Origin of the sequence: Flavobacterium phycosphaerae (genome assembly GCF_010119235.1) — a bacterium.
Taxonomy (GTDB): Bacteria; Bacteroidota; Bacteroidia; order Flavobacteriales; family Flavobacteriaceae; genus Flavobacterium; species Flavobacterium phycosphaerae.
In genome coordinates, this window is the sequence record NZ_JAAATZ010000001.1 from 2,046,708 (window position 1) to 2,064,427 (window position 17,720).

Annotated in this window: 18 protein-coding genes; 8 read left to right on the plus strand and 10 right to left on the minus strand. The window is 37.1% G+C overall.

All coding sequences use genetic code 11. The annotated features are described in order from the left end of the window. Positions 1-813: a glycosyltransferase family 2 protein gene (locus GUU89_RS08970; protein ID WP_162127589.1), complete on the plus strand. Its 813-nt coding sequence runs from the start codon at positions 1-3 to the stop codon at positions 811-813. Here GUU89_RS08970 and GUU89_RS08975 read toward each other — a convergent pair. Continuing rightward, on the minus strand, positions 810-1,889 hold the full coding sequence (locus GUU89_RS08975) for a glycosyltransferase family 9 protein (protein WP_162127590.1): 1,080 nt from the start codon (positions 1,887-1,889) through the stop codon (positions 810-812). The two genes, GUU89_RS08970 and GUU89_RS08975, sit on opposite strands and share 4 nt — an antisense overlap. 116 nt (positions 1,890-2,005) lie before the next feature. On the opposite strand from GUU89_RS08975, the gene GUU89_RS08980 reads away from it, so the two are divergent. Then, on the plus strand, positions 2,006-2,755 hold the full coding sequence (locus GUU89_RS08980) for a glycosyltransferase family 2 protein (protein ID WP_162127591.1): 750 nt from the start codon (positions 2,006-2,008) through the stop codon (positions 2,753-2,755). Here the strand turns inward: GUU89_RS08980 and GUU89_RS08985 are convergent, their stop codons facing one another. Both GUU89_RS08985 and GUU89_RS08990 read right to left on the minus strand, forming a co-directional pair. Next, a complete protein-coding gene (locus GUU89_RS08985; RefSeq protein ID WP_162127592.1) occupies positions 2,756-4,627 on the minus strand; it encodes an LTA synthase family protein in 1,872 nt (623 codons plus the stop codon). A 21-nt stretch (positions 4,628-4,648) separates the two neighbouring features. Then, the gene (locus GUU89_RS08990) at positions 4,649-5,464 is read right to left on the minus strand and encodes a 2,3,4,5-tetrahydropyridine-2,6-dicarboxylate N-succinyltransferase (protein WP_162127593.1); all 816 of its coding nucleotides are present in this window, start codon (positions 5,462-5,464) and stop codon (positions 4,649-4,651) included. Between the two features lie 179 nt (positions 5,465-5,643). Here GUU89_RS08990 and GUU89_RS08995 point away from each other — a divergent pair, with 179 nt between their 5' ends. From GUU89_RS08995 to mazG, 5 genes are all read left to right on the plus strand, one after another. Beyond that, entirely contained in the window at positions 5,644-6,534 is an 891-nt protein-coding gene (locus tag GUU89_RS08995) for a copper resistance protein NlpE N-terminal domain-containing protein (protein WP_162127594.1), read from the plus strand. Between the two features lie 6 nt (positions 6,535-6,540). After that, the gene (gene ruvX, locus GUU89_RS09000; protein ID WP_162127595.1) at positions 6,541-6,957 is read left to right on the plus strand and encodes a Holliday junction resolvase RuvX; all 417 of its coding nucleotides are present in this window, start codon (positions 6,541-6,543) and stop codon (positions 6,955-6,957) included. 29 nt (positions 6,958-6,986) lie between these two features. Beyond that, positions 6,987-7,574 (plus strand): peptide deformylase, encoded by a 588-nt coding sequence (def, locus tag GUU89_RS09005; protein WP_162127596.1) that lies wholly within the window; start codon positions 6,987-6,989, stop codon positions 7,572-7,574. 105 nt (positions 7,575-7,679) lie between these two features. Continuing rightward, the gene (locus tag GUU89_RS09010) at positions 7,680-8,189 is read left to right on the plus strand and encodes a DUF5606 family protein (RefSeq protein ID WP_162127597.1); all 510 of its coding nucleotides are present in this window, start codon (positions 7,680-7,682) and stop codon (positions 8,187-8,189) included. 80 nt (positions 8,190-8,269) lie between these two features. Next, complete coding sequence (gene mazG, locus GUU89_RS09015) at positions 8,270-9,043, plus strand: nucleoside triphosphate pyrophosphohydrolase (protein ID WP_162127598.1); 774 nt, start codon at positions 8,270-8,272, stop codon at positions 9,041-9,043. Positions 9,044-9,078: 35 nt separating this feature from the next. Here mazG and GUU89_RS09020 read toward each other — a convergent pair whose 3' ends face one another. Next, positions 9,079-10,893, minus strand: coding sequence for a hypothetical protein (locus tag GUU89_RS09020; protein ID WP_162127599.1), 1,815 nt, complete (start codon positions 10,891-10,893; stop codon positions 9,079-9,081). Between the two features lie 126 nt (positions 10,894-11,019). Here GUU89_RS09020 and GUU89_RS09025 point away from each other — a divergent pair, with 126 nt between their 5' ends. Next, the gene (locus tag GUU89_RS09025; protein WP_162127600.1) at positions 11,020-12,465 is read left to right on the plus strand and encodes an APC family permease; all 1,446 of its coding nucleotides are present in this window, start codon (positions 11,020-11,022) and stop codon (positions 12,463-12,465) included. Positions 12,466-12,516: 51 nt separating this feature from the next. Here the strand turns inward: GUU89_RS09025 and GUU89_RS09030 are convergent, their stop codons facing one another. From GUU89_RS09030 to rluF, 6 genes are read right to left on the minus strand one after another with little or no spacing between them, the layout of a single operon-like run. Then, positions 12,517-13,749, minus strand: a complete 1,233-nt coding sequence (locus tag GUU89_RS09030) for a peptidylprolyl isomerase (RefSeq protein WP_394350921.1) — start codon at positions 13,747-13,749, stop codon at positions 12,517-12,519. 33 nt (positions 13,750-13,782) lie between these two features. After that, on the minus strand, positions 13,783-14,895 hold the full coding sequence (locus tag GUU89_RS09035) for a peptidylprolyl isomerase (RefSeq protein WP_162127602.1): 1,113 nt from the start codon (positions 14,893-14,895) through the stop codon (positions 13,783-13,785). Between the two features lie 8 nt (positions 14,896-14,903). Continuing rightward, positions 14,904-15,470: a gliding motility-associated peptidyl-prolyl isomerase GldI gene (gene gldI, locus GUU89_RS09040; RefSeq protein WP_162127603.1), complete on the minus strand. Its 567-nt coding sequence runs from the start codon at positions 15,468-15,470 to the stop codon at positions 14,904-14,906. Between the two features lie 3 nt (positions 15,471-15,473). Beyond that, positions 15,474-16,478 carry a DHH family phosphoesterase gene (locus GUU89_RS09045; protein ID WP_162127604.1) on the minus strand — a complete coding sequence of 335 codons (1,005 nt, stop codon included), beginning with the start codon at positions 16,476-16,478 and terminating at the stop codon, positions 15,474-15,476. A gap of 36 nt (positions 16,479-16,514) precedes the next feature. Then, positions 16,515-16,886 carry a fluoride efflux transporter CrcB gene (crcB, locus tag GUU89_RS09050; RefSeq protein WP_162127605.1) on the minus strand — a complete coding sequence of 124 codons (372 nt, stop codon included), beginning with the start codon at positions 16,884-16,886 and terminating at the stop codon, positions 16,515-16,517. After that, positions 16,887-17,660 carry a 23S rRNA pseudouridine(2604) synthase RluF gene (rluF, locus tag GUU89_RS09055; RefSeq protein WP_162127606.1) on the minus strand — a complete coding sequence of 258 codons (774 nt, stop codon included), beginning with the start codon at positions 17,658-17,660 and terminating at the stop codon, positions 16,887-16,889. Between the last annotated feature and the right edge of the window lie 60 nt (positions 17,661-17,720).

Here is a 17,720-nt window from a genome sequence, read left to right on the forward strand (position 1 = left end):
ATGAAAGTTTCCGTTATCATTACCACTTACAATGCCGAAGATTGGTTGCGAAAAGTCCTTGTTGGCTTTAGCGTTCAAACTGAAACCGACTTTGAATTGGTAATCGCCGACGACGGTTCTACACCAAAGACCAAAGAAGTGCTGGATGCGTTCTCTTCTAAATTCAAACATCCGATAGTTCATGTGTGGCAGGAAGATGACGGGTTTCAAAAATCCAAAATCCTCAATAAAGCCATTTTAAAAACCAATTCCGATTATTTACTGTTTACTGATGGCGATTGCATCCCGCGCAAAGATTTTGTGGGAGTGCATTTGAAATTTAAAGAAGAAGGGTATTTCCTTTCGGGTGGTTACTTTAAGTTGCCGATGACGATTTCTCAAGCTATTACTGATGAGGATATTATTTCCCAAAACTGTTTCCATATTTCGTGGTTGAAGCAGCAAGGGTTGAAGATGAATTTCAAAATTACCAAACTCACGCACAGCAAGCTCTTTGCCGATTTTATGAATTGGGTAACACCCACCAAACGTTCCTGGAACGGGCACAATTCCTCAGGATTTAAAAGTGATATTCTGGCCGTTAATGGTTTCAATCATGACATGAAGTACGGCGGATTAGACAGGGAATTGGGTGAACGATTATTCAACTTAGGATTGTTTTCCAAACAAATTCGCTACAGTGCTATTTGTCTGCATTTAGACCACGCTCGTGGGTATTCAAGTCCTGAAATTTGGGAGAAAAACAATGCGATACGAAGCTATAATCGCAAGCACAAAGTCATTCAAATTGAAAACGGAATTTCTTCTCTTTAGTTTTTCGGGAAACCTAAGTCTTTGAAATACGCTTCCAACTTTTCTAAAATTAATTCCAACGGATATTCGTCAAAATACTTAAAGGTGTGTTCCTTGATGTACTTCTCATCGTGTTGTTCATAAATTTCGGGTTTCAAATCTTTTAAATGAATGGAAACATTGCCTTTTTCATTTTCAAAAATCTGCCAGGTTTCTTTATCAACTGATGGAGAGAATAGCGAGAAGGTGGGTACATTCAAAGCTTTTGCCATATTCACGGAACCGCCTTCGTTCCCAATCAACATATCACATTGAGATAACAATCCTAAAAACGGACGCAACCCTTTGGCATACAAGTCGAAGTGAATGTGTTTTTTGGTTTTTTCGGTGCAATAATTATACACCTTCTGTGCTTCTTCGGTTTGTGACGGAATGTAATTGAATAGAATATCAGCATCCAGTTTTTCAACAGCAAAATCAATGATCTTGGCCATGTTTTCCAAAGGATAGGTTTTGTACCATTCACTACCTAAAATCCCGAACATCAATAACGGTTTTTTACCCACTTCAATACCAAATTTACCCAGTAAATTTTTCGCTTCCTGAATTTCGGTTGGTGTTAGAAAAATCTTTGGTTTATAGTCAGTAATGGTTTCTTTAATTAAAGGTTTCAGCAACAATAAACGGTTGTCAATAGCCAGTCCCAGTTCGGATTTGGTACCGTTCGGAATGCGCTTCATGTTGTAATTGTAGAAGATTTTCGAATAGCCTTTATCGTATGAGATTTTGTATTTGGCTCCCGAAAACAAAGTGATCAAATTGGTTTCCAGTTTACTGTAAGCATCAATAACGGCATTGTATTTTTGGCTTCTGATTTGAAAAATGAACTTCATTAATTTGGGGTACGATTTCCGCACTTCATTGGTCAAAACAATAATATTGTCAATATTCGGATTTTCTTTCAGCACATCCACACAGTTGGGATAGCACATATAATCAACGGTAGCCTCAGGATAAAATTTCTTCAGGTTGTTGGATAAAATGGTGCTGGTCAGCACATCGCCAATTCGTTTTTGTTGAATAACCAATAGTTTCATAAATGACAATCCTTTTATTGATGGCGCTAAAATACAAAGTATTTAAAGATGCGTCAGCCTTGTGATGAAATTAGTAGCAAAAGTTATATTTTTGCTTCCAACAAAAGCAACTCAATATGGCAATCAGCGGTTTGGTTATCACGTTTAATGAAGAAAAAAATATCGGCAAATGCATCGATGCACTATTCAAAGTGTGTGACGAAGTGATTGTCGTGGATTCTTTAAGCAAAGATAAAACGGTTGAAATAGCTACAGCAAAAGGAGCAAAGGTTATCTCTCAAGCTTTTTTGGGCGATGGTCCTCAGCGTACGCATGGTTTGCCATTTTGTAAAAACGATTGGATTTTGAATTTGGATGCTGATGAGTTTTTAGATGCCGATGCAGAAGAATTCATTCTGAAAGAAAAATATTTGGTTGGCAATTATGACGCTTTCAGTTTCCGAATCAAGAATTTTTTAGCCGATAAATTGATTGATTTTGCCGGTTGGTATCCAGATCATAAAGTTAGATTTTTCAACAAAAAAACGGCAGGTCCTTCGCCATCAATAGTGCATCAAAAAATCATCGCGCAAAACGAAACCAAAGTAGCGGTACACATTCTGCATTATGGTTGGGATTCTTTGGAACAGATTATTACCAAGAAAAATCAATATTCCGGTTGGCATGCCCAACAGTTGTATGATCAAGGGAAAAGAGTGAATGCCTTCAAACCGGTGCTCAACGGAACAGTCGCTTTTGTTCGTTGCTATTTCTTCAAAAACGGAATCCTAAACGGTTTAGACGGTTTGAGTATTTCGATGATACAAGCTTTCTTTTCTTATATGAAATATGCCAAACTGATTAAAATTCAGAAAGCCAATAAGTAATTATTGCGTTGTCAATTTATCCGAAATCATTCTTTCGTTGAAGGATTGCATGTAGGCTTTGATAAACTTGCTCATTTCGGCAGCACGCTTTTTATCTTTGTCTAGTAAATTGTTTTTGAGCAGTTCATCGGTTTTGAAGTTGTATAAACCAATCGCTTTTTGTCCGTCAAACGCCAAATAATAATCATCTTGAATCAGATGGTAGATATTGTCTAAATAGTAAACCACATAATTTTTATCAGAGCTGAAGGGTTTACCATAAGTCACAACTTTGTCTTTAATTTTCAGGTAATCCAAAATACTTGGCAACACATCAATCTGCTGAAAGTTTTTCTCTTGTACTCCTTTTAAATTGGGGTTGGAAGGGTCAAAAAACAAAATCGGAATTCTGAATTTCCCCACATTGGTGCTGTATTTTTTTTCTGTTGGTTCGGAACAAGTATGGTCGGCCACGATAACGAATAAGGTATTATTGTACCAAGGTTCTTTTTGAGCCGATTTGAAAAACTGTCGTAACGAATAGTCAGTATAACCAATGCTTTCCTGTATTTTTCGGTTGCCTTTGATGAATTTGTTTTTGTACTTATCCGGGACTTTATACGGATTGTGTGATGAAATAGTGAATAACGTACTGAAGAAAGGTTGTTTGAAACTAGTCAATTTTTTATTGAAAAACTGCATGAATTCTTCGTCAAAAATACCCCAACTGCCGTCAAAAGCTTCAGGGCCTACATATTCATTTTTGCCAAAATAATGGTCAAATCCCGCTACTTTGCAATATTGGTCAAAGTTCTGACTGCCGTTAAAAGCTCCGTGGAAAAACGAAGTGTTGTAGCCTTGTTTTTTCATGATTTTAGGTAAGCCATACACTTTATTCAAGGAATATCCGGAGGAAATAATAGAAGTATTCATCAAACTCGGGATACTCGAAAGAGTAGAAGGTACAGCATCGATAGAGACTTTTCCGTTGGCAAAACCATTTTTGAAATAATAGGATTGCGTGGCCAGCGAGTCAACAAAAGGTGTGAAGCCTCTGTGCAAATTCTCATCGCCGAAACTTTCCAGAATAAAAATCACGACGTTTTTCTTAATCGGATTTTCTGTTGGATTGGAAACAAAAACCGGATTGAAAATTTGGTTAAGTTCAGTTTCTGAGTAAAATTTTGGATCAACTAATGTTTCTTTCTTACCGGCTGTTTTCATAATACTGAAAGGCGTGTTCAATACCAAAGCCGAATTGCCAAGCGATGAATAATTAATGGCATCAACTATGCGTAAAGGCTTTTCTCCCCAACCGCCACGTGCCATTAACAAACCAACGCCAAGGGAAAGAATCAGTATTCCGATTTGTTTAAAAATAACTTTTACCGTTAGTTTTTCAATGGGCAAAATAAAATTTGGTTTTGATAAAACTCGCCAAAGTAAAATGGCTAAAAGAATAAAACCAACCAGGATGTACCAAAACTCCTGAAGAAAGGAAATAATCAAACCACCGATTTCGTGTTCCATGCCTTTGGCGGTAATGAGTCCAAATGAACTTCGTCTTCCGGTGAATTTGTAGTATTCTAAATCCACAAAATTGGTAGCGATAAAAAGAAGATTGACAGCAAAAAAGCCAATTTTCAAGCCTTTTTGGTAACCGTTTCGGTATTTAAAATTCCCCGGAAATAAATGTAAAAGAATGAACAGTAAATTGATAAAACCAATAGCCGACAAATCAAACAAGGCACCGCCTAGAAACGTCTTTACGTCTAAATTGGTAAAATTAGCACTGTTAAAAAGCAGAAATAAAACCCTACTGATTTGATAAATGACAAATACAATAAATATTCGGCGAACCAGTAATTTCAGCAATAGACGATGGTTGTGCATAGACAGATTTTACAATTGAAATTAAACCGCTACGTCGTATTCTCTCAACGCATTGTTTAAAGAAGTTTTTAAATCGGTGGAAGGTTTTCGGGTTCCAATGATTAAGGCACATGGCACCTGATAATCACCGGCAGCAAATGATTTGGTATAACTTCCCGGAATCACCACCGAACGAGCCGGAACAAATCCTTTGTATTCAATAGGCTCACTTCCTGTAACATCTATGATTTTGGTAGAAGCAGTCAAACATACATTGGCTCCTAATACAGCTTCTTTTTCTACACGAACACCTTCTACCACGATACAACGTGAACCGATAAAAGCACCGTCCTCAATAATAACCGGAGCGGCTTGTAAAGGTTCTAAAACACCGCCAATTCCAACGCCTCCCGAAAGATGCACGTCTTTCCCTATTTGGGCACAACTTCCTACCGTTGCCCAAGTATCCACCATGGTTCCTTCATCTACATAAGCACCGATATTGACATAACTCGGCATCAAAATCACACCTTTAGAAATGTATGCGCCATAACGGGCTGTTGCCGGTGGTACCACCCGGATTCCTTTTTCGGCATAACCGGTTTTCAATAGCATTTTGTCGTGGTATTCAAAAATTCCGGCTTCCCAAGTTTCCATTTTCTGGATTGGGAAATACATTACTACGGCTTTCTTTACCCATTCGTTTACCTGCCAACCGTTGGCTGTAGGCTCTGCAACGCGTAAAGTTCCGGCATCTAGTAAGGCGATAACTTCTCTAATGGCATTGGTTGTGATTTCTTCTTGCAACAAAGCTCGGTTTTCCCAAGCCGTTTCTATAATGTTTTGTAGTGTAACCATGATTTTTGAATTTAACGGCGTTCAGTTTTCTAATGTGCACAAAGATAGTTTCATTTTTAGAAAGTAACAAAGCATTTATTCGTGGGTTTATAGTATAAAAATAATGTTAAATTTTATTTTTTCCATAGCAGAATAAGTAAGTTTGTCTGCCCTCAAATGTAATGTCAAACCAATAGTTTATGAAAAAATATTCGCTCTTAGTTGTACTGTTTGTGGCTTTTTTTACCAGCTGTCAGAAGCAAACCAACAGTAAAGGCAGTCCAAACGATTTAACCGTTGTTGCCAAAGTTGTTGATGCTAAAAATACGCTGAATTATGAAGGAAATTACAAAGGTATTTTGCCTTGTGCCGATTGTGAGGGCATTGAAACGACGGTATGTTTGAATGAAAATTCAACGTATACCATCAGAACCACTTATATAGGCAAAGGCAATAAAATATTTGAACAAAAAGGAACTTTTTCTTGGAATAAAGCCGGTAATATTGTCACGTTTGACAATGTTGAGAATGCTCCTAATCAATATGAAGTAGCTAAAAATACTTTGACGCAGTTGGATATGTCCGGCAAAAAAATCACCGGTAATCATGCTACAGATTATATTTTGGCCAAACAAAAAGCCGGTATTGAAAATGCAGTTAACACTGATGATATGCAAACTACAGTCAACCTGAACAATAAAATGGAAGCCAAAACCGTAATCAAAAAAGTAAATCCGGCAGTGGGGAAAGTGACTTTGGCAGAAACCCATTGGAAACTCATGAAACTTAACGGTAAAACGATAAAGCAAAAAGGCAAAAAAATATACGGTATTAAATTAAATTCTAAAGATGGAAGATTTACCGGTTACGCCGGTTGCAACAATTTTTCAGGAAATTATGTGATGCCTTCCGCTTTCGGAATCGCTTTTGTTAATGTTGTATCAACCGAAATGGCTTGTTTGGATATGGAAGTAGAATCTCATTTTTCCAAAGTGTTGCAAAATGCAGATCGCTACACGCTTAATGACAATATCCTTCAACTTAAAAAAGGTAAAAAGGAAGTTTTAGCTACCTTTGAACCAGCAAAATAATTAACAATGCCAAGAATACTCGCTATTGATTACGGAATGAAGCGAACCGGAATTGCGGTTACCGATGAGTTGCAAATCATTGCCTCGGGCTTAACCACCATAGCGTCAGACACGGCGATTGCTTTTTTAAAAGATTATTTTTCCAAAGAAAACGTAAACAAAGTTTTGATTGGCGAACCCAAGCAAATGAATGGGCAACCTTCGGAAAGTACTCCGGTAATTGAAAAATTTGTGGCCGACTTTACCACAGCATTTCCCGAAATGAAAGTAGTTAGGGTTGATGAGCGCTTTACTTCTAAAATGGCTTTTCAAACGATGATTGATAGTGGACTTTCAAAGAAACAACGCCAAAACAAAGGCTTGGTTGACGAAATTGCCGCTACCATCTTACTTCAAGATTATCTGACACGAAAAATGATTTAATTTCCTTATTTTTGCCAAAAAAAAGCAAAATGATTATTCCTATATACGGATATGGTGAGCCTGTGCTGCGAAAAGTAGGTGAAGAGATTTCGTCCGAATATCCTAATCTGAAAGAAGTTATTGCCAATATGTATGATACCATGTACAATGCCTATGGAGTTGGGTTGGCCGCTCCTCAGGTAGGCTTAGCAATCAGATTGTTTGTTATCGATACGGAACCGTTTAGCGACAGCGATGATTTAAGTCCTGAAGAACAAGAACTATTGAAAGGGTTTAAAAAAACGTTTATTAATGCCAAAATATTGAAAGAAGAAGGTGAAGAATGGGGCTTTAACGAAGGTTGTTTAAGCATTCCGGATGTTCGTGAAGATGTTTACCGAAATGAAAGAATCACTATCGAATATTTTGATGAAGATTTTAATAAAAAAACAGAAGTGTTTGACGGTTTGATTGCCCGAGTGATTCAGCATGAATACGATCACATTGAAGGTATTTTGTTTACCGATAAAATTTCGATGTTGAAAAAAACATTGATTAAGAAAAAATTACAAAACATCATGGAAGGCAAAGCGCGTCCGGATTATAAAATGAAATTTGCCAATAAAAAAGGAAGATAATCTTAAGCATAAAAAAAGTATAAATTCCAAAATCCAAACCTTTTTTTACTTTAATTTGTCATCCAGAATTTGAATTAATACTATTGCCCTAAACTAAATTAAAAAATGAACGTAGAAAAAATTTTAGCTATTGCCGGAAAACCGGGTTTATTCGAATTGAAATTACAAACACGCTCCGGTTTTCTGGCCGAATCGTTACTTGATGGAAAGAAAATTACTGTAGGCATGAGAAGTAATGTGAGTTTGCTTTCCGAAATTTCAATGTACACTTATAGCGAAGAAAAACCATTGGTTGAAATTATGCGCGCTATTGCTATCAAAGAAAATGAAGGGCCAACAATTTCCAATAAAGAGGATAACGCTAAATTGGTTGCTTACTTCAAAGAAATTTTGCCCGATTATGATGAAGACCGTGTATATGTTTCCGATATTAAAAAAGTATTGAATTGGTATAATATTCTTCAGTCTAAAGGATTAGTTTCTAAAGAAGAGCCTAAAGTTGAAAATGCTGAAGCGGTAAAAGAAGAGGTTGTAAAAGAAGTAAAAAAAGCCGAAAAAGCACCCAAAGCAGAGAAAGCGGAAAAGGCTCCTGCCAAACCAAAAACAAAGAAATAGTTAATTACTTTCTAATAAAAACACATCCTATTGCTGATTTTCGGTGATAGGATTTTTTATTTTTACACAAATCATAAGCTATGAACACACGTCAACAACAACTGGATGCTTTCAATCGTTTACTCGATATCATGGACGACTTGCGTGAGAAATGTCCGTGGGACAAAAAACAAACGCTCGAAAGTTTACGCCACTTAACTATTGAAGAAACGTATGAATTGGGAGATGCTATTTTGGATAACGATTTGTCTGAAATAAAAAAAGAACTGGGAGATTTGTTGTTGCATATTGTTTTTTATGCCAAAATAGGAAGTGAAACCAATGATTTCGATATAGCCGATGTAGCTAATAGTATCTGTGATAAATTAATCGACCGTCACCCTCATATTTATGGCGATGTTGTGGTTGCTGACGAAGAGGAAGTGAAGCAAAATTGGGAAAAACTCAAACTCAAAGAAGGCAAAAAGTCTGTATTAGAAGGTGTTCCGAAAAGTTTACCGGCTCTGGTAAAAGCCAGCCGAATACAAGATAAAGTAAAAGGAGTCGGCTTTGATTGGGAAGAACCACACCAGGTTTGGGACAAAGTGCAGGAAGAATTACAGGAATTGCAAGAAGAAGTAACAGCCGGCAATCAGGATAAAATTGAAGCCGAATTTGGCGATGTCTTATTCTCCATGATTAACTATGCCAGATTCCTTAAAGTAAATCCGGAAGATGCTTTGGAACGTACCAATAAAAAATTCATGAAACGCTTTATGTACCTCGAAAGTAAAGCCGGAGAACTTGGCAAGCCTTTGATGGATATGACTTTGGCCGAGATGGATGTCTTTTGGGAAGAAGCGAAGAAATTATAAATAAGCGACCTGAACTGACTCAGGTCGCTTTTGGTTTAAGCAATTTCTAATTGTGGTATTTCAATGGAAACCACGGTATTTTTATAGCTGTTTAATTGGTCTTCTATGACAGCAGAATTCTTTTTGAAGAACGAAGTTTCGGTAAACAGTTTTTCGTAATATTCAATTCCGTCTAACAAATTGTTCTTAAACGCTTGCAGTTTTTTGAGCTGTGATGTAGTACTTTCATTAGTAACTTCAGTGATTTCTTTTTTCAAATAATCCACATACATTTTCAATTCGTTTATGAAAACATTAGGACGATTGATTTTGCCCAAAACAGATGCGTTTCCGTATATGTGTTTTACCATGTCTGCCAAAGCAACCACTTTGTCAAAGTAGGCCAAATTGGGTCCGGGACAAATCACAACCCCTTGTTCTTCGCCTTTTACCTTAATTCCGTTTTCCATGTAGGCGGCATTAACCAAGCCAACACAAAGACATGCTTTTTCGGTTATTTTTGTTTTCCTTTTATCAAATTCTACCTCAGACAATTGATTTTTTTGAGCGCTCAATTCTTCCAATTTGATATCCTGATATTTTCTTGAAGCGGTGCAAGTTCCTTGTTCGGAAAACTCTTTGCTCAAGGCTAATAATTTCTTTGGACAAGAACTTCCTGATTTATCGTTAGCAATCCGATTCAATTTTAAAGCTTCGTTTGTGGTGCCTTTAACAGTATTAAAAGGAACCCCTAAAGGCGAAATCTGACTGGTGTAAAAATCTTTTTCTTCTGATTTAGCCAGCAATGCACGGGTTGCATCATCTACAGCAGTGGCTTCCGGAACCAACAAAAAAGGAGAGCCCCAGCCAACAGAATCAACATCGTAATATTCTAATAGAAAATCATGTTCTTCCGCTGTACCAACTCCACCTTGAACCGTAATTTTTAGGGACAATGGTTTTTCCGGTGCCGGCATTTCTTTTTGAGCCAAAGCTTTAATCATTAATTCATGAGCTGATTGAATCAGTTGATCTTTCTTTTGTTTGAATTCTTCCATGATTGGTCCTAACAAAAAGCCATCCGTAGCAAAGGAGTGACCTCCGCAGTTTAAGCCCGATTCGATGCGGTATTCTGAAACCCAAAGTCCTTTTTTGGCCAAGAAATTCCCTTGAATCATAGCGGAACGAAAATCACTTACCTTCAAAATTATTTTCTTTTTTAATTCACCATTGGCGTCGGGATAGAAATCTGTAAAACTTTCAAAATAACTATATAGCCTTGGATTCATACCGGCCGAAAGTACTACTGAAGAAGTAAGTTTGCTATTGGCGAATCCGCGTAGTGAAGCATGAGCATCGTTAAAAATAACAGGCAGTTGTTCGTTTTTGATAAAATTATCTTTATCAACTTTAGTCATTATATTCACATCAATATTTCCCGGACTCAGATGGGTTTCAAGATAATTTTTAATAGTTTCTTTGGCAGCTTTTCCATCGTTTAAAAAGTTTTGCAAACTTTGTTTCATTTCCGATTTGTTAGGAAGCATCGCTAAATAATTCTCTAAAGCTTCTTTGCTTTCTGCTAATTCCTGTTTGAAAGCATCAAATTTTTGTTTGACTACATCATCAATCATATCGAGATAGGCCGTGATTCTTTTGGCACGATAATCATGGATTTTTGTCGAAATGCCTTCATACGAAAAATGGAATTTTTTACTGTAAAAAAGATGCATCTTTTCAATGATATCATCATCAATGATTGAAACTACGGATGATATTCCGTAATGAGCCACTCTGATTGGACTGTCAATAGTATATGCTAATCCCATAACGGGAATGTGAAAAGTATGAATGGGATTTTTAGTATCCATAGTATTGATATAGTTTTTATAATTTACAAAGATTGGAAACCTTCGGGGTTTAAAAACTGATAAATGTCATATGGGTGAAAGCGTTTTGTTAAAAAAATGTATATTTGAGATTATAGATTTAAAAATATGTCTGAAGTAAAGCACGAATTAAAACGTTCTCTGGGTCTTATTGATGCCACAAGTTTAGTAGCCGGTTCTATGATAGGTTCCGGAATCTTTTTAGTAACAGCTGCTATGGCAAGGGATGTTGGTTCTGCCGCCTGGATATTGCTCATTTGGCTGGTAACCGGTTTATTGACTATGTCGGCCGCCTTAAGCTACGGTGAATTAGCCGGAATGATGCCCAACGCCGGAGGACAATACGTCTACATACAACGGGCATATGGAAAATTGATTTCGTTTTTATACGGTTGGACCGTTTTTACCGTGATTCAAACCGGGACCATAGCGGCTGTTGCGGTAGCTTTTTCCAATTATACTGCGGTATTTTTCCCGGTTTTAGAAAATAAGATACTGACTTTGGGGGAGAGTTTTGCTTTTACCAACAAGCAGGTTTTGGCGATGTTTGTCATTGCCTTGCTTACTTTTATTAATACCAAAGGGATTAAAAGCGGTAAAATTATTCAGTTGGTTTTTACTTCAGCAAAGTTAATAGCGCTGTTTGCCTTGATTACTTTGGGGATTTACATTGGTTTTCATACGGATACTTTTGCTCAAAATTTCACTAATATGTGGGACGCCAGCAAAACCGTTTTAGAAGAAGACGGCACCTTAACCATCACCAAATTATCAGGAGTTGCCTTGATGGGAGCCATGGGAGCTACAATTATCAATTCCTTGTTTTCGAGTGATGCTTGGAATAATGTGACTTTTATTGCCGGAGAAATTAAAGACCCTAAAAAGAATATTCCAAGAAGTTTGTTTTTAGGTACTTTGATAGTAACCATCATTTATATTTTAGCCAACATAGCTTACTTAGCCGTATTGCCATTACACGGTACACCTACCGGAGATGTTATTCATAACGGAATCATGTTTGCCAGCGAAGATAGAGTAGGAGCTGCAGCCGCTAGTGCTATCATGGGAAATGTGGGTGTTTTTATGATGGCAGGTTTAATTATGGTTTCTACTTTTGGATGTAACAGCGGTTTAATTTTGTCAGGTGGGCGATTATTTTATGCCATGGCAAAAGATGGATTGTTCTTCAAAAAAGCGGCTGAATTAAATGACTATGATGTGCCGTCGAGAGCATTGTGGGTGCAATGTGTTTGGGCTTGTTTCCTTTGTTTGACGGGTCGTTACGGCGACTTATTAACGTATGCCACTTTTGCTTCCTTATTGTTTTATATTTTAACGATAGGCGGTTTGTTTATCCTCCGCAAGAAAGAGCCTGATGCCGATAGACCCTATAAAGCTTTTGGGTATCCAGTAGTTCCGATTTTATACATTATCATTACTAGTTTGATTTGTGTTACTTTATTAGTCTATGATACTCGAAATACCGGATTAGGTTTGGTGATTGTGGCTTTAGGAGTGCCGGTTTATTATCTGTTTATGCATAAAAAGGAATAAATAAAAAAGCCCCGAGTTATCGGGGCTTTTTAGTATAATAGATCATTTAAATTATTTTGTTGGAACCGGAACAGCCGCTGGCATAGTTTCTAACATTTCAACTTCAAAAATTATGTTTGAATTTGGTGGAATTACATTTCCGGCACCTCTTTCACCGTAGCCTAATTTTGATGGAATAAAGATGAGGGCTTTATCTCCTAAATTCATAAAACTCATTCCCTCAATAAAACCAGGTATTAAACCGTCTTTTTTTCCATATTGAAATGGGAAAGGCTGATATCCATTTGCTTTAGCTCTGTTTTCGTCAAATTTACCACATTCTTTATTTACGTTTTCGTAGCTGCTGTCAAATAAAGTTCCGTCTTCCAGATACCCTGCATAATGAATGTAAACCGTTGATCCGTCAGCTGGTTTTTTACCCGATCCGGCTTGTGTAATTTTATACTTTAAACCTGAAGGAGTTTCTGTTGCTGTAGCTTTTATTTCATTTAAATACTTAGCTTTAGCAGCAATTACGGGGCCATATTGTGCTTTGTATTCTGCTTGTTTTGCAGCTAGCATTTCGGCTTCTTTTTTTCTTCTTTCTGCCTGTTCAGCAAGATCTTTTTGATCATCGGTGGCTTTGCTGGCCATATAGTCTGCAAAAATTTTAGCAGCGTCAAATTTGTTGGCTTCAGCACCTTTTTTAGTGATGGTTATTTTCTTGATAACATCATCTTGTTTGATGGCATTTACTACATCTTGTCCTTTAAGTACATGCCCGAAAATAGTATGTTTACCGGTCAACCATGGGGTGTCTTTGTGTGTGATAAAGAACTGTGAACCGTTTGTTTTTGGTCCTGAATTAGCCATGGCCAAAATTCCGGCTTTATCAAATGCAGCATCTGTAAACTCATCTTTAAAGGCATAACCCGGTCCTCCTGAACCATTGCCTTGAGGGTCACCTCCTTGAATCATAAAATCAGCAATAACTCGGTGGAATTTTAATCCGTCATAAAATGGTTTTCCTTTCAATTTCGGGTCTGTTACCGAAGCATTGGTTCCTTGTGCTAACGAAACGAAGTTAGCTACCGTAATAGGTGTTTTTTTGTATTCTAACTGAAGTAGAATTTTTCCTTTGTCGGTTTCGATTTCAGCAAAAATTCCTTGATCAGCAGGAGTAGCTACCGGTTTTTTGGTAGGTACTGCTTGGATTGATTTAGTTGCTTTTGTTGGTTTTTTGGTGGTTTGTGCAGTGGCACTTAACATTCCCAAGCAAATCAAAAGCAAGATGTTGCATTTTATTTTCATGATGTATTAAATTTTAAATTCTATTAATTATTTTACTGTTACTTCTATTTCAAAAACCAGATTGGCATTGGGTGGAATTACATTTCCGGCTCCTTGTTCACCATACCCTAAATTTGAGGGTATATAAATGATAGCTTTATCGCCAATTTTCATTTTCCCCATAGCTTCTACAAAGCCAGGAATGATTTGATTGTGACCTCCCACTTGAAAAGGCAAAGCAGAATACCCATTTTGCATAGCTCTTTGTTCATCATACTTTCCAAATTGCTTGGCTACTTCGGGATTGCTCGTATCAAAAAGTGTTCCGTCTTCTAAAAAACCGGAATATTTAATCAAAAGTGTTGTTCCGTCTTTAGGTTTTTCACCATTAGTTTTTTGTGTTATTTTATAGCATAAACCCGTCGATGATTTGACAGCTGATTTTTTCAAGGCCTCAAAATAAGCTACTTTTTTAGCTTTAACACCTTTGTACTTTTCATCGTAAAGTCTTTTGCTCTCAGCATCAAGTGCAGCTTGTTTTTTTTGATTTTCCAATTCAGCTTTAAAATAATCATTGAAAACCTTTACTGCATCAAACTTTTTAACGTCTTCTCCTTTTCGGATTATGGTCACTGTGTTCATTACATCTCCTTGTGTAATGGCATTAACCACATCCATTCCCTCTACAACGTGTCCGAAGATAGCATGCCTACCGTCAAGCCACGGAGTTTCAACATGGGTAATAAAAAATTGACTGCTGTTGGAATTGGGTCCCGAATTGGCCATAGATAAAATTCCGGGTTTGTCGTGTTTCAAGTCGGTGATTTCATCTCTGAATTTGTAACCAGCATCGCCTGATCCATTGCCTAGCGGGTCACCGGTTTGTATCATGAAATCAGGAATGACACGGTGGAATTGCAAGCCGTCATAAAACGGTTTTCCTTTTAAATCTTTACTTACAAAAGGGTTTTTACCTTCGGCCAAAGACACGAAATTAGCAACAGTAATAGGTGCTTTTTGGTATTCGAGTTGCAAAAGAATAGTTCCTTTTGATGTTTCAATCTCGGCGTATAAACCGTCTTTCAGGTTTTTGTATTCGTCTTTACAAGAACTAAGGGTTAATGCAATAATGGCTAAGAAAAGCCCAATCTTTTTATTCATTTTTTTAATTAATTCTCAGTTTTTACTTTTTCTTCGGCTTTAAAATCATTCAAAGTTACCGTGCAAATTAATGGCTGGTTAGAGCCAATTCGCTTGTTATCGCCATGATAACCGTAAGCCATGTGGGATGGAAACAGAAATGTAACTCTCTCGTTTTTACGCATCAATTTAATACCATCGCGTAATCCCATCATGATGTTTTGCTTGTCAACTTTATACGTTTGTGGTCTCAATTCTACTTCCGAGTATACCACATTGCCTTTTAAGTCTTTGATTTCATAATCAAAATGAGCAATATCGCCTTTCTTTGGGCGTAAAGTATCGTTCTCGTTTTTGATTTCATAGTGATACCAATAGCCTTTTTTGGAAGCGATGTATTGTATTTTCGGATTGCTTTTAATGATAGAATCAATTTTACCTTCTTCACCGGCAATCAGTTTTTTGTTGCGTTCTACGGATTCTTTCATAAACGTACCTGACGAACGCGAAATCGGCATTCGAGCTTGTTGTTGTTTGCAACTTAGGAGCGTTACAAAAACCAATAGCAACAAGATACTTTTGGGACAGTTTTTCATTTCTTAAATGGTTATTTTTGAAATTAAATTTTCAAATTTTTTAATGGTCTCTTTCATGCTTTCATATGATTTTCCACCGGCTGCATTGATATGTCCGCCACCGTTAAAGTGATCTCGGGCAAATTGATTTACATCAAAATTACCTTGAGAGCGGAATGATATTTTAATGATATTTTCATCTCGGTGTTCAATAAAAATGGCCGCAAAATGAATGCCTTTTATGGTTAAGCCATAATTTACGACACCCTCAGTATCGCCTTTTTCATAATGAAACTCATCCAATTCTTTTTGCGAAAGCGTTATGTAAGACGTTTTATATTCGGGAAAAGCTTTCATGTTTTGCAAAGCCCTTCCCATTAACTGCAAACGATTATAGGAGTTGTTATCAAAAAGCAGGTTATGAATTTCACTATTGTTAATTCCGGTGTCAATCAAATCAGCCACAATGCGATGTGTGGTGCCGGTGGTTGACGGAAAACGGAACGAACCTGAATCGGTTACAATTCCGGTATAAATACAACTGGCAATGGTTGTGTCAATCAAGTCTTTTTTATCTAAAAAGGAAATGAAATTATACAACATCTCGCAAGTGGAACCAAAAGCGGTGTCTGAATAAGTATAGGTTGCAAAACCATCCGGTTTTTGATGATGATCAATCATTATCATTGGGGCCGAAAGTTTGTTCAATACATGTTCCATTTCTCCGGTTCGGTGCAATGCATTAAAATCCAACAAAAAAACTAATTCCGATTCCTTCAATACAGCAGTACAGTTTTCCTTGTCATTTTCATAAATCAAAACCTTTTCCGAACTCGGCAGCCAAGCCAGGAAATTGGGAAAATCATTCGGAGCTATAACTACCGGTTGTTGGTTTATTTTTAAGAGAAAATGATAGAGCGCCAAAGTCGAACCCATAGCATCACCATCGGGACTTCGGTGCGGAATTATGGCAATTTTTTTTGGTGTGGCCAGTAATTGCTGAATGGCCAAAATGTCTTCCTTTTTCATTGGTTGCGAAGTTACATTTTTTTCAGATATGGACGATTATTTGGAAATAAAAAGTCCCAGCCAAACAGCAAAAAGTCCGAGAATTATACTCATACCTATATATCCGAAAGCCAAAAGCGAGTTGTTATTTTGAAACAAATTATAATTCTCAACACTAAAAGTTGAAAACGTGGTAAAACCGCCGCAAAATCCGGTGACTAAAAACCATTTTAAATTGCTGTCGGTTACTTGGTTTTTGGCTAAAAAGCCTATGAAAATTCCAATCAGAAAGCAGCCTGCAACATTAGCAATAAAGGTAGCTAACGGAAAATTATTCGACCAAAATTTAGAAACCAAAAGGGTAGTCAAAAACCGTAGTACACTCCCAATGGCTCCGCCGACAGCTATGTAGAGAATTGTTTTTAGCATTTAGTTTCTTTTGTTGTTTCGAGGAATTATTTTCGCTTTGGGTAAACTGGCTTCCTCTGTTTTGCTTGATGGTTCTATGAGTTTGTTCAATTGTTTGATTTCTTCATCGGTTAAATCACGGTAACGCCCCACGTGAACATCCAACGAAATATTGATGATGCGTATTCTCTTCAAAGCCGTTACTTCATAATCTAAATATTCACACATTCTACGAATTTGACGGTTAAGTCCTTGTGTTAATACGATTCGGAATACATATTTACTGATTTGTTCTACTTTGCATTTCCGGGTAACGGTATCTAAAATCGGAATGCCGTTGCTCATTCTTTCAATAAATCTATCCGTAATAGGACGGTTAACGGTTACTACATATTCTTTCTCATGGTTGTTTCGGGCTCTCAGAATCTTGTTGACAATATCGCCGTCATTGGTCATAAAAATCAAACCTTCACTGGCTTTGTCCAAGCGGCCAATCGGGAAAATTCGTTTAGGATAGTTGATGTAATCTACAATGTTATCGCGTACATTTTGATTCGTGGTACATTCAATGCCAACGGGTTTGTTGAACGCCAAATAAACCGGTTTTTCTGTTTTTTCGCGAATCAATTTTCCGTCTACACGTATTTCATCGTCAGAAGAAACTTTAGTGCCTAGCTCAGGAACTTTTCCGTTAATGGTAATGCGGCCTTCTTCCAATAATTTATCGGCTTCGCGGCGCGAGCAAAAGCCACTTTCGGAAAGAAATTTATTGATACGGGTTTGATTGACTTCCATTTGGCAAATATAACATAATTTGAGAATACTGTTTCTTGATAAGTCCGTTGATAAATTGGT

Bases quoted from the DNA above. Each gene is read 5' to 3' on its own strand.
- GUU89_RS08970 (WP_162127589.1), top strand. From the start codon at position 1: ATGAAAGTTTCCGTTATCATTACCACTTACAATGCCGAAGATTGGTTG.
- GUU89_RS08975 (WP_162127590.1), bottom strand. From the start codon at position 1,889: ATGAAACTATTGGTTATTCAACAAAAACGAATTGGCGATGTGCTGACC.
- GUU89_RS08980 (WP_162127591.1), top strand. From the start codon at position 2,006: ATGGCAATCAGCGGTTTGGTTATCACGTTTAATGAAGAAAAAAATATC.
- GUU89_RS08985 (WP_162127592.1), bottom strand. From the start codon at position 4,627: ATGCACAACCATCGTCTATTGCTGAAATTACTGGTTCGCCGAATATTT.
- GUU89_RS08990 (WP_162127593.1), bottom strand. From the start codon at position 5,464: ATGGTTACACTACAAAACATTATAGAAACGGCTTGGGAAAACCGAGCT.
- GUU89_RS08995 (WP_162127594.1), top strand. From the start codon at position 5,644: ATGAAAAAATATTCGCTCTTAGTTGTACTGTTTGTGGCTTTTTTTACC.
- ruvX (WP_162127595.1), top strand. From the start codon at position 6,541: ATGCCAAGAATACTCGCTATTGATTACGGAATGAAGCGAACCGGAATT.
- def (WP_162127596.1), top strand. From the start codon at position 6,987: ATGATTATTCCTATATACGGATATGGTGAGCCTGTGCTGCGAAAAGTA.
- GUU89_RS09010 (WP_162127597.1), top strand. From the start codon at position 7,680: ATGAACGTAGAAAAAATTTTAGCTATTGCCGGAAAACCGGGTTTATTC.
- mazG (WP_162127598.1), top strand. From the start codon at position 8,270: ATGAACACACGTCAACAACAACTGGATGCTTTCAATCGTTTACTCGAT.
- GUU89_RS09020 (WP_162127599.1), bottom strand. From the start codon at position 10,893: ATGGATACTAAAAATCCCATTCATACTTTTCACATTCCCGTTATGGGA.
- GUU89_RS09025 (WP_162127600.1), top strand. From the start codon at position 11,020: ATGTCTGAAGTAAAGCACGAATTAAAACGTTCTCTGGGTCTTATTGAT.
- GUU89_RS09035 (WP_162127602.1), bottom strand. From the start codon at position 14,895: ATGAATAAAAAGATTGGGCTTTTCTTAGCCATTATTGCATTAACCCTT.
- gldI (WP_162127603.1), bottom strand. From the start codon at position 15,470: ATGAAAAACTGTCCCAAAAGTATCTTGTTGCTATTGGTTTTTGTAACG.
- GUU89_RS09045 (WP_162127604.1), bottom strand. From the start codon at position 16,478: ATGAAAAAGGAAGACATTTTGGCCATTCAGCAATTACTGGCCACACCA.
- crcB (WP_162127605.1), bottom strand. From the start codon at position 16,886: ATGCTAAAAACAATTCTCTACATAGCTGTCGGCGGAGCCATTGGGAGT.
- rluF (WP_162127606.1), bottom strand. From the start codon at position 17,660: ATGGAAGTCAATCAAACCCGTATCAATAAATTTCTTTCCGAAAGTGGC.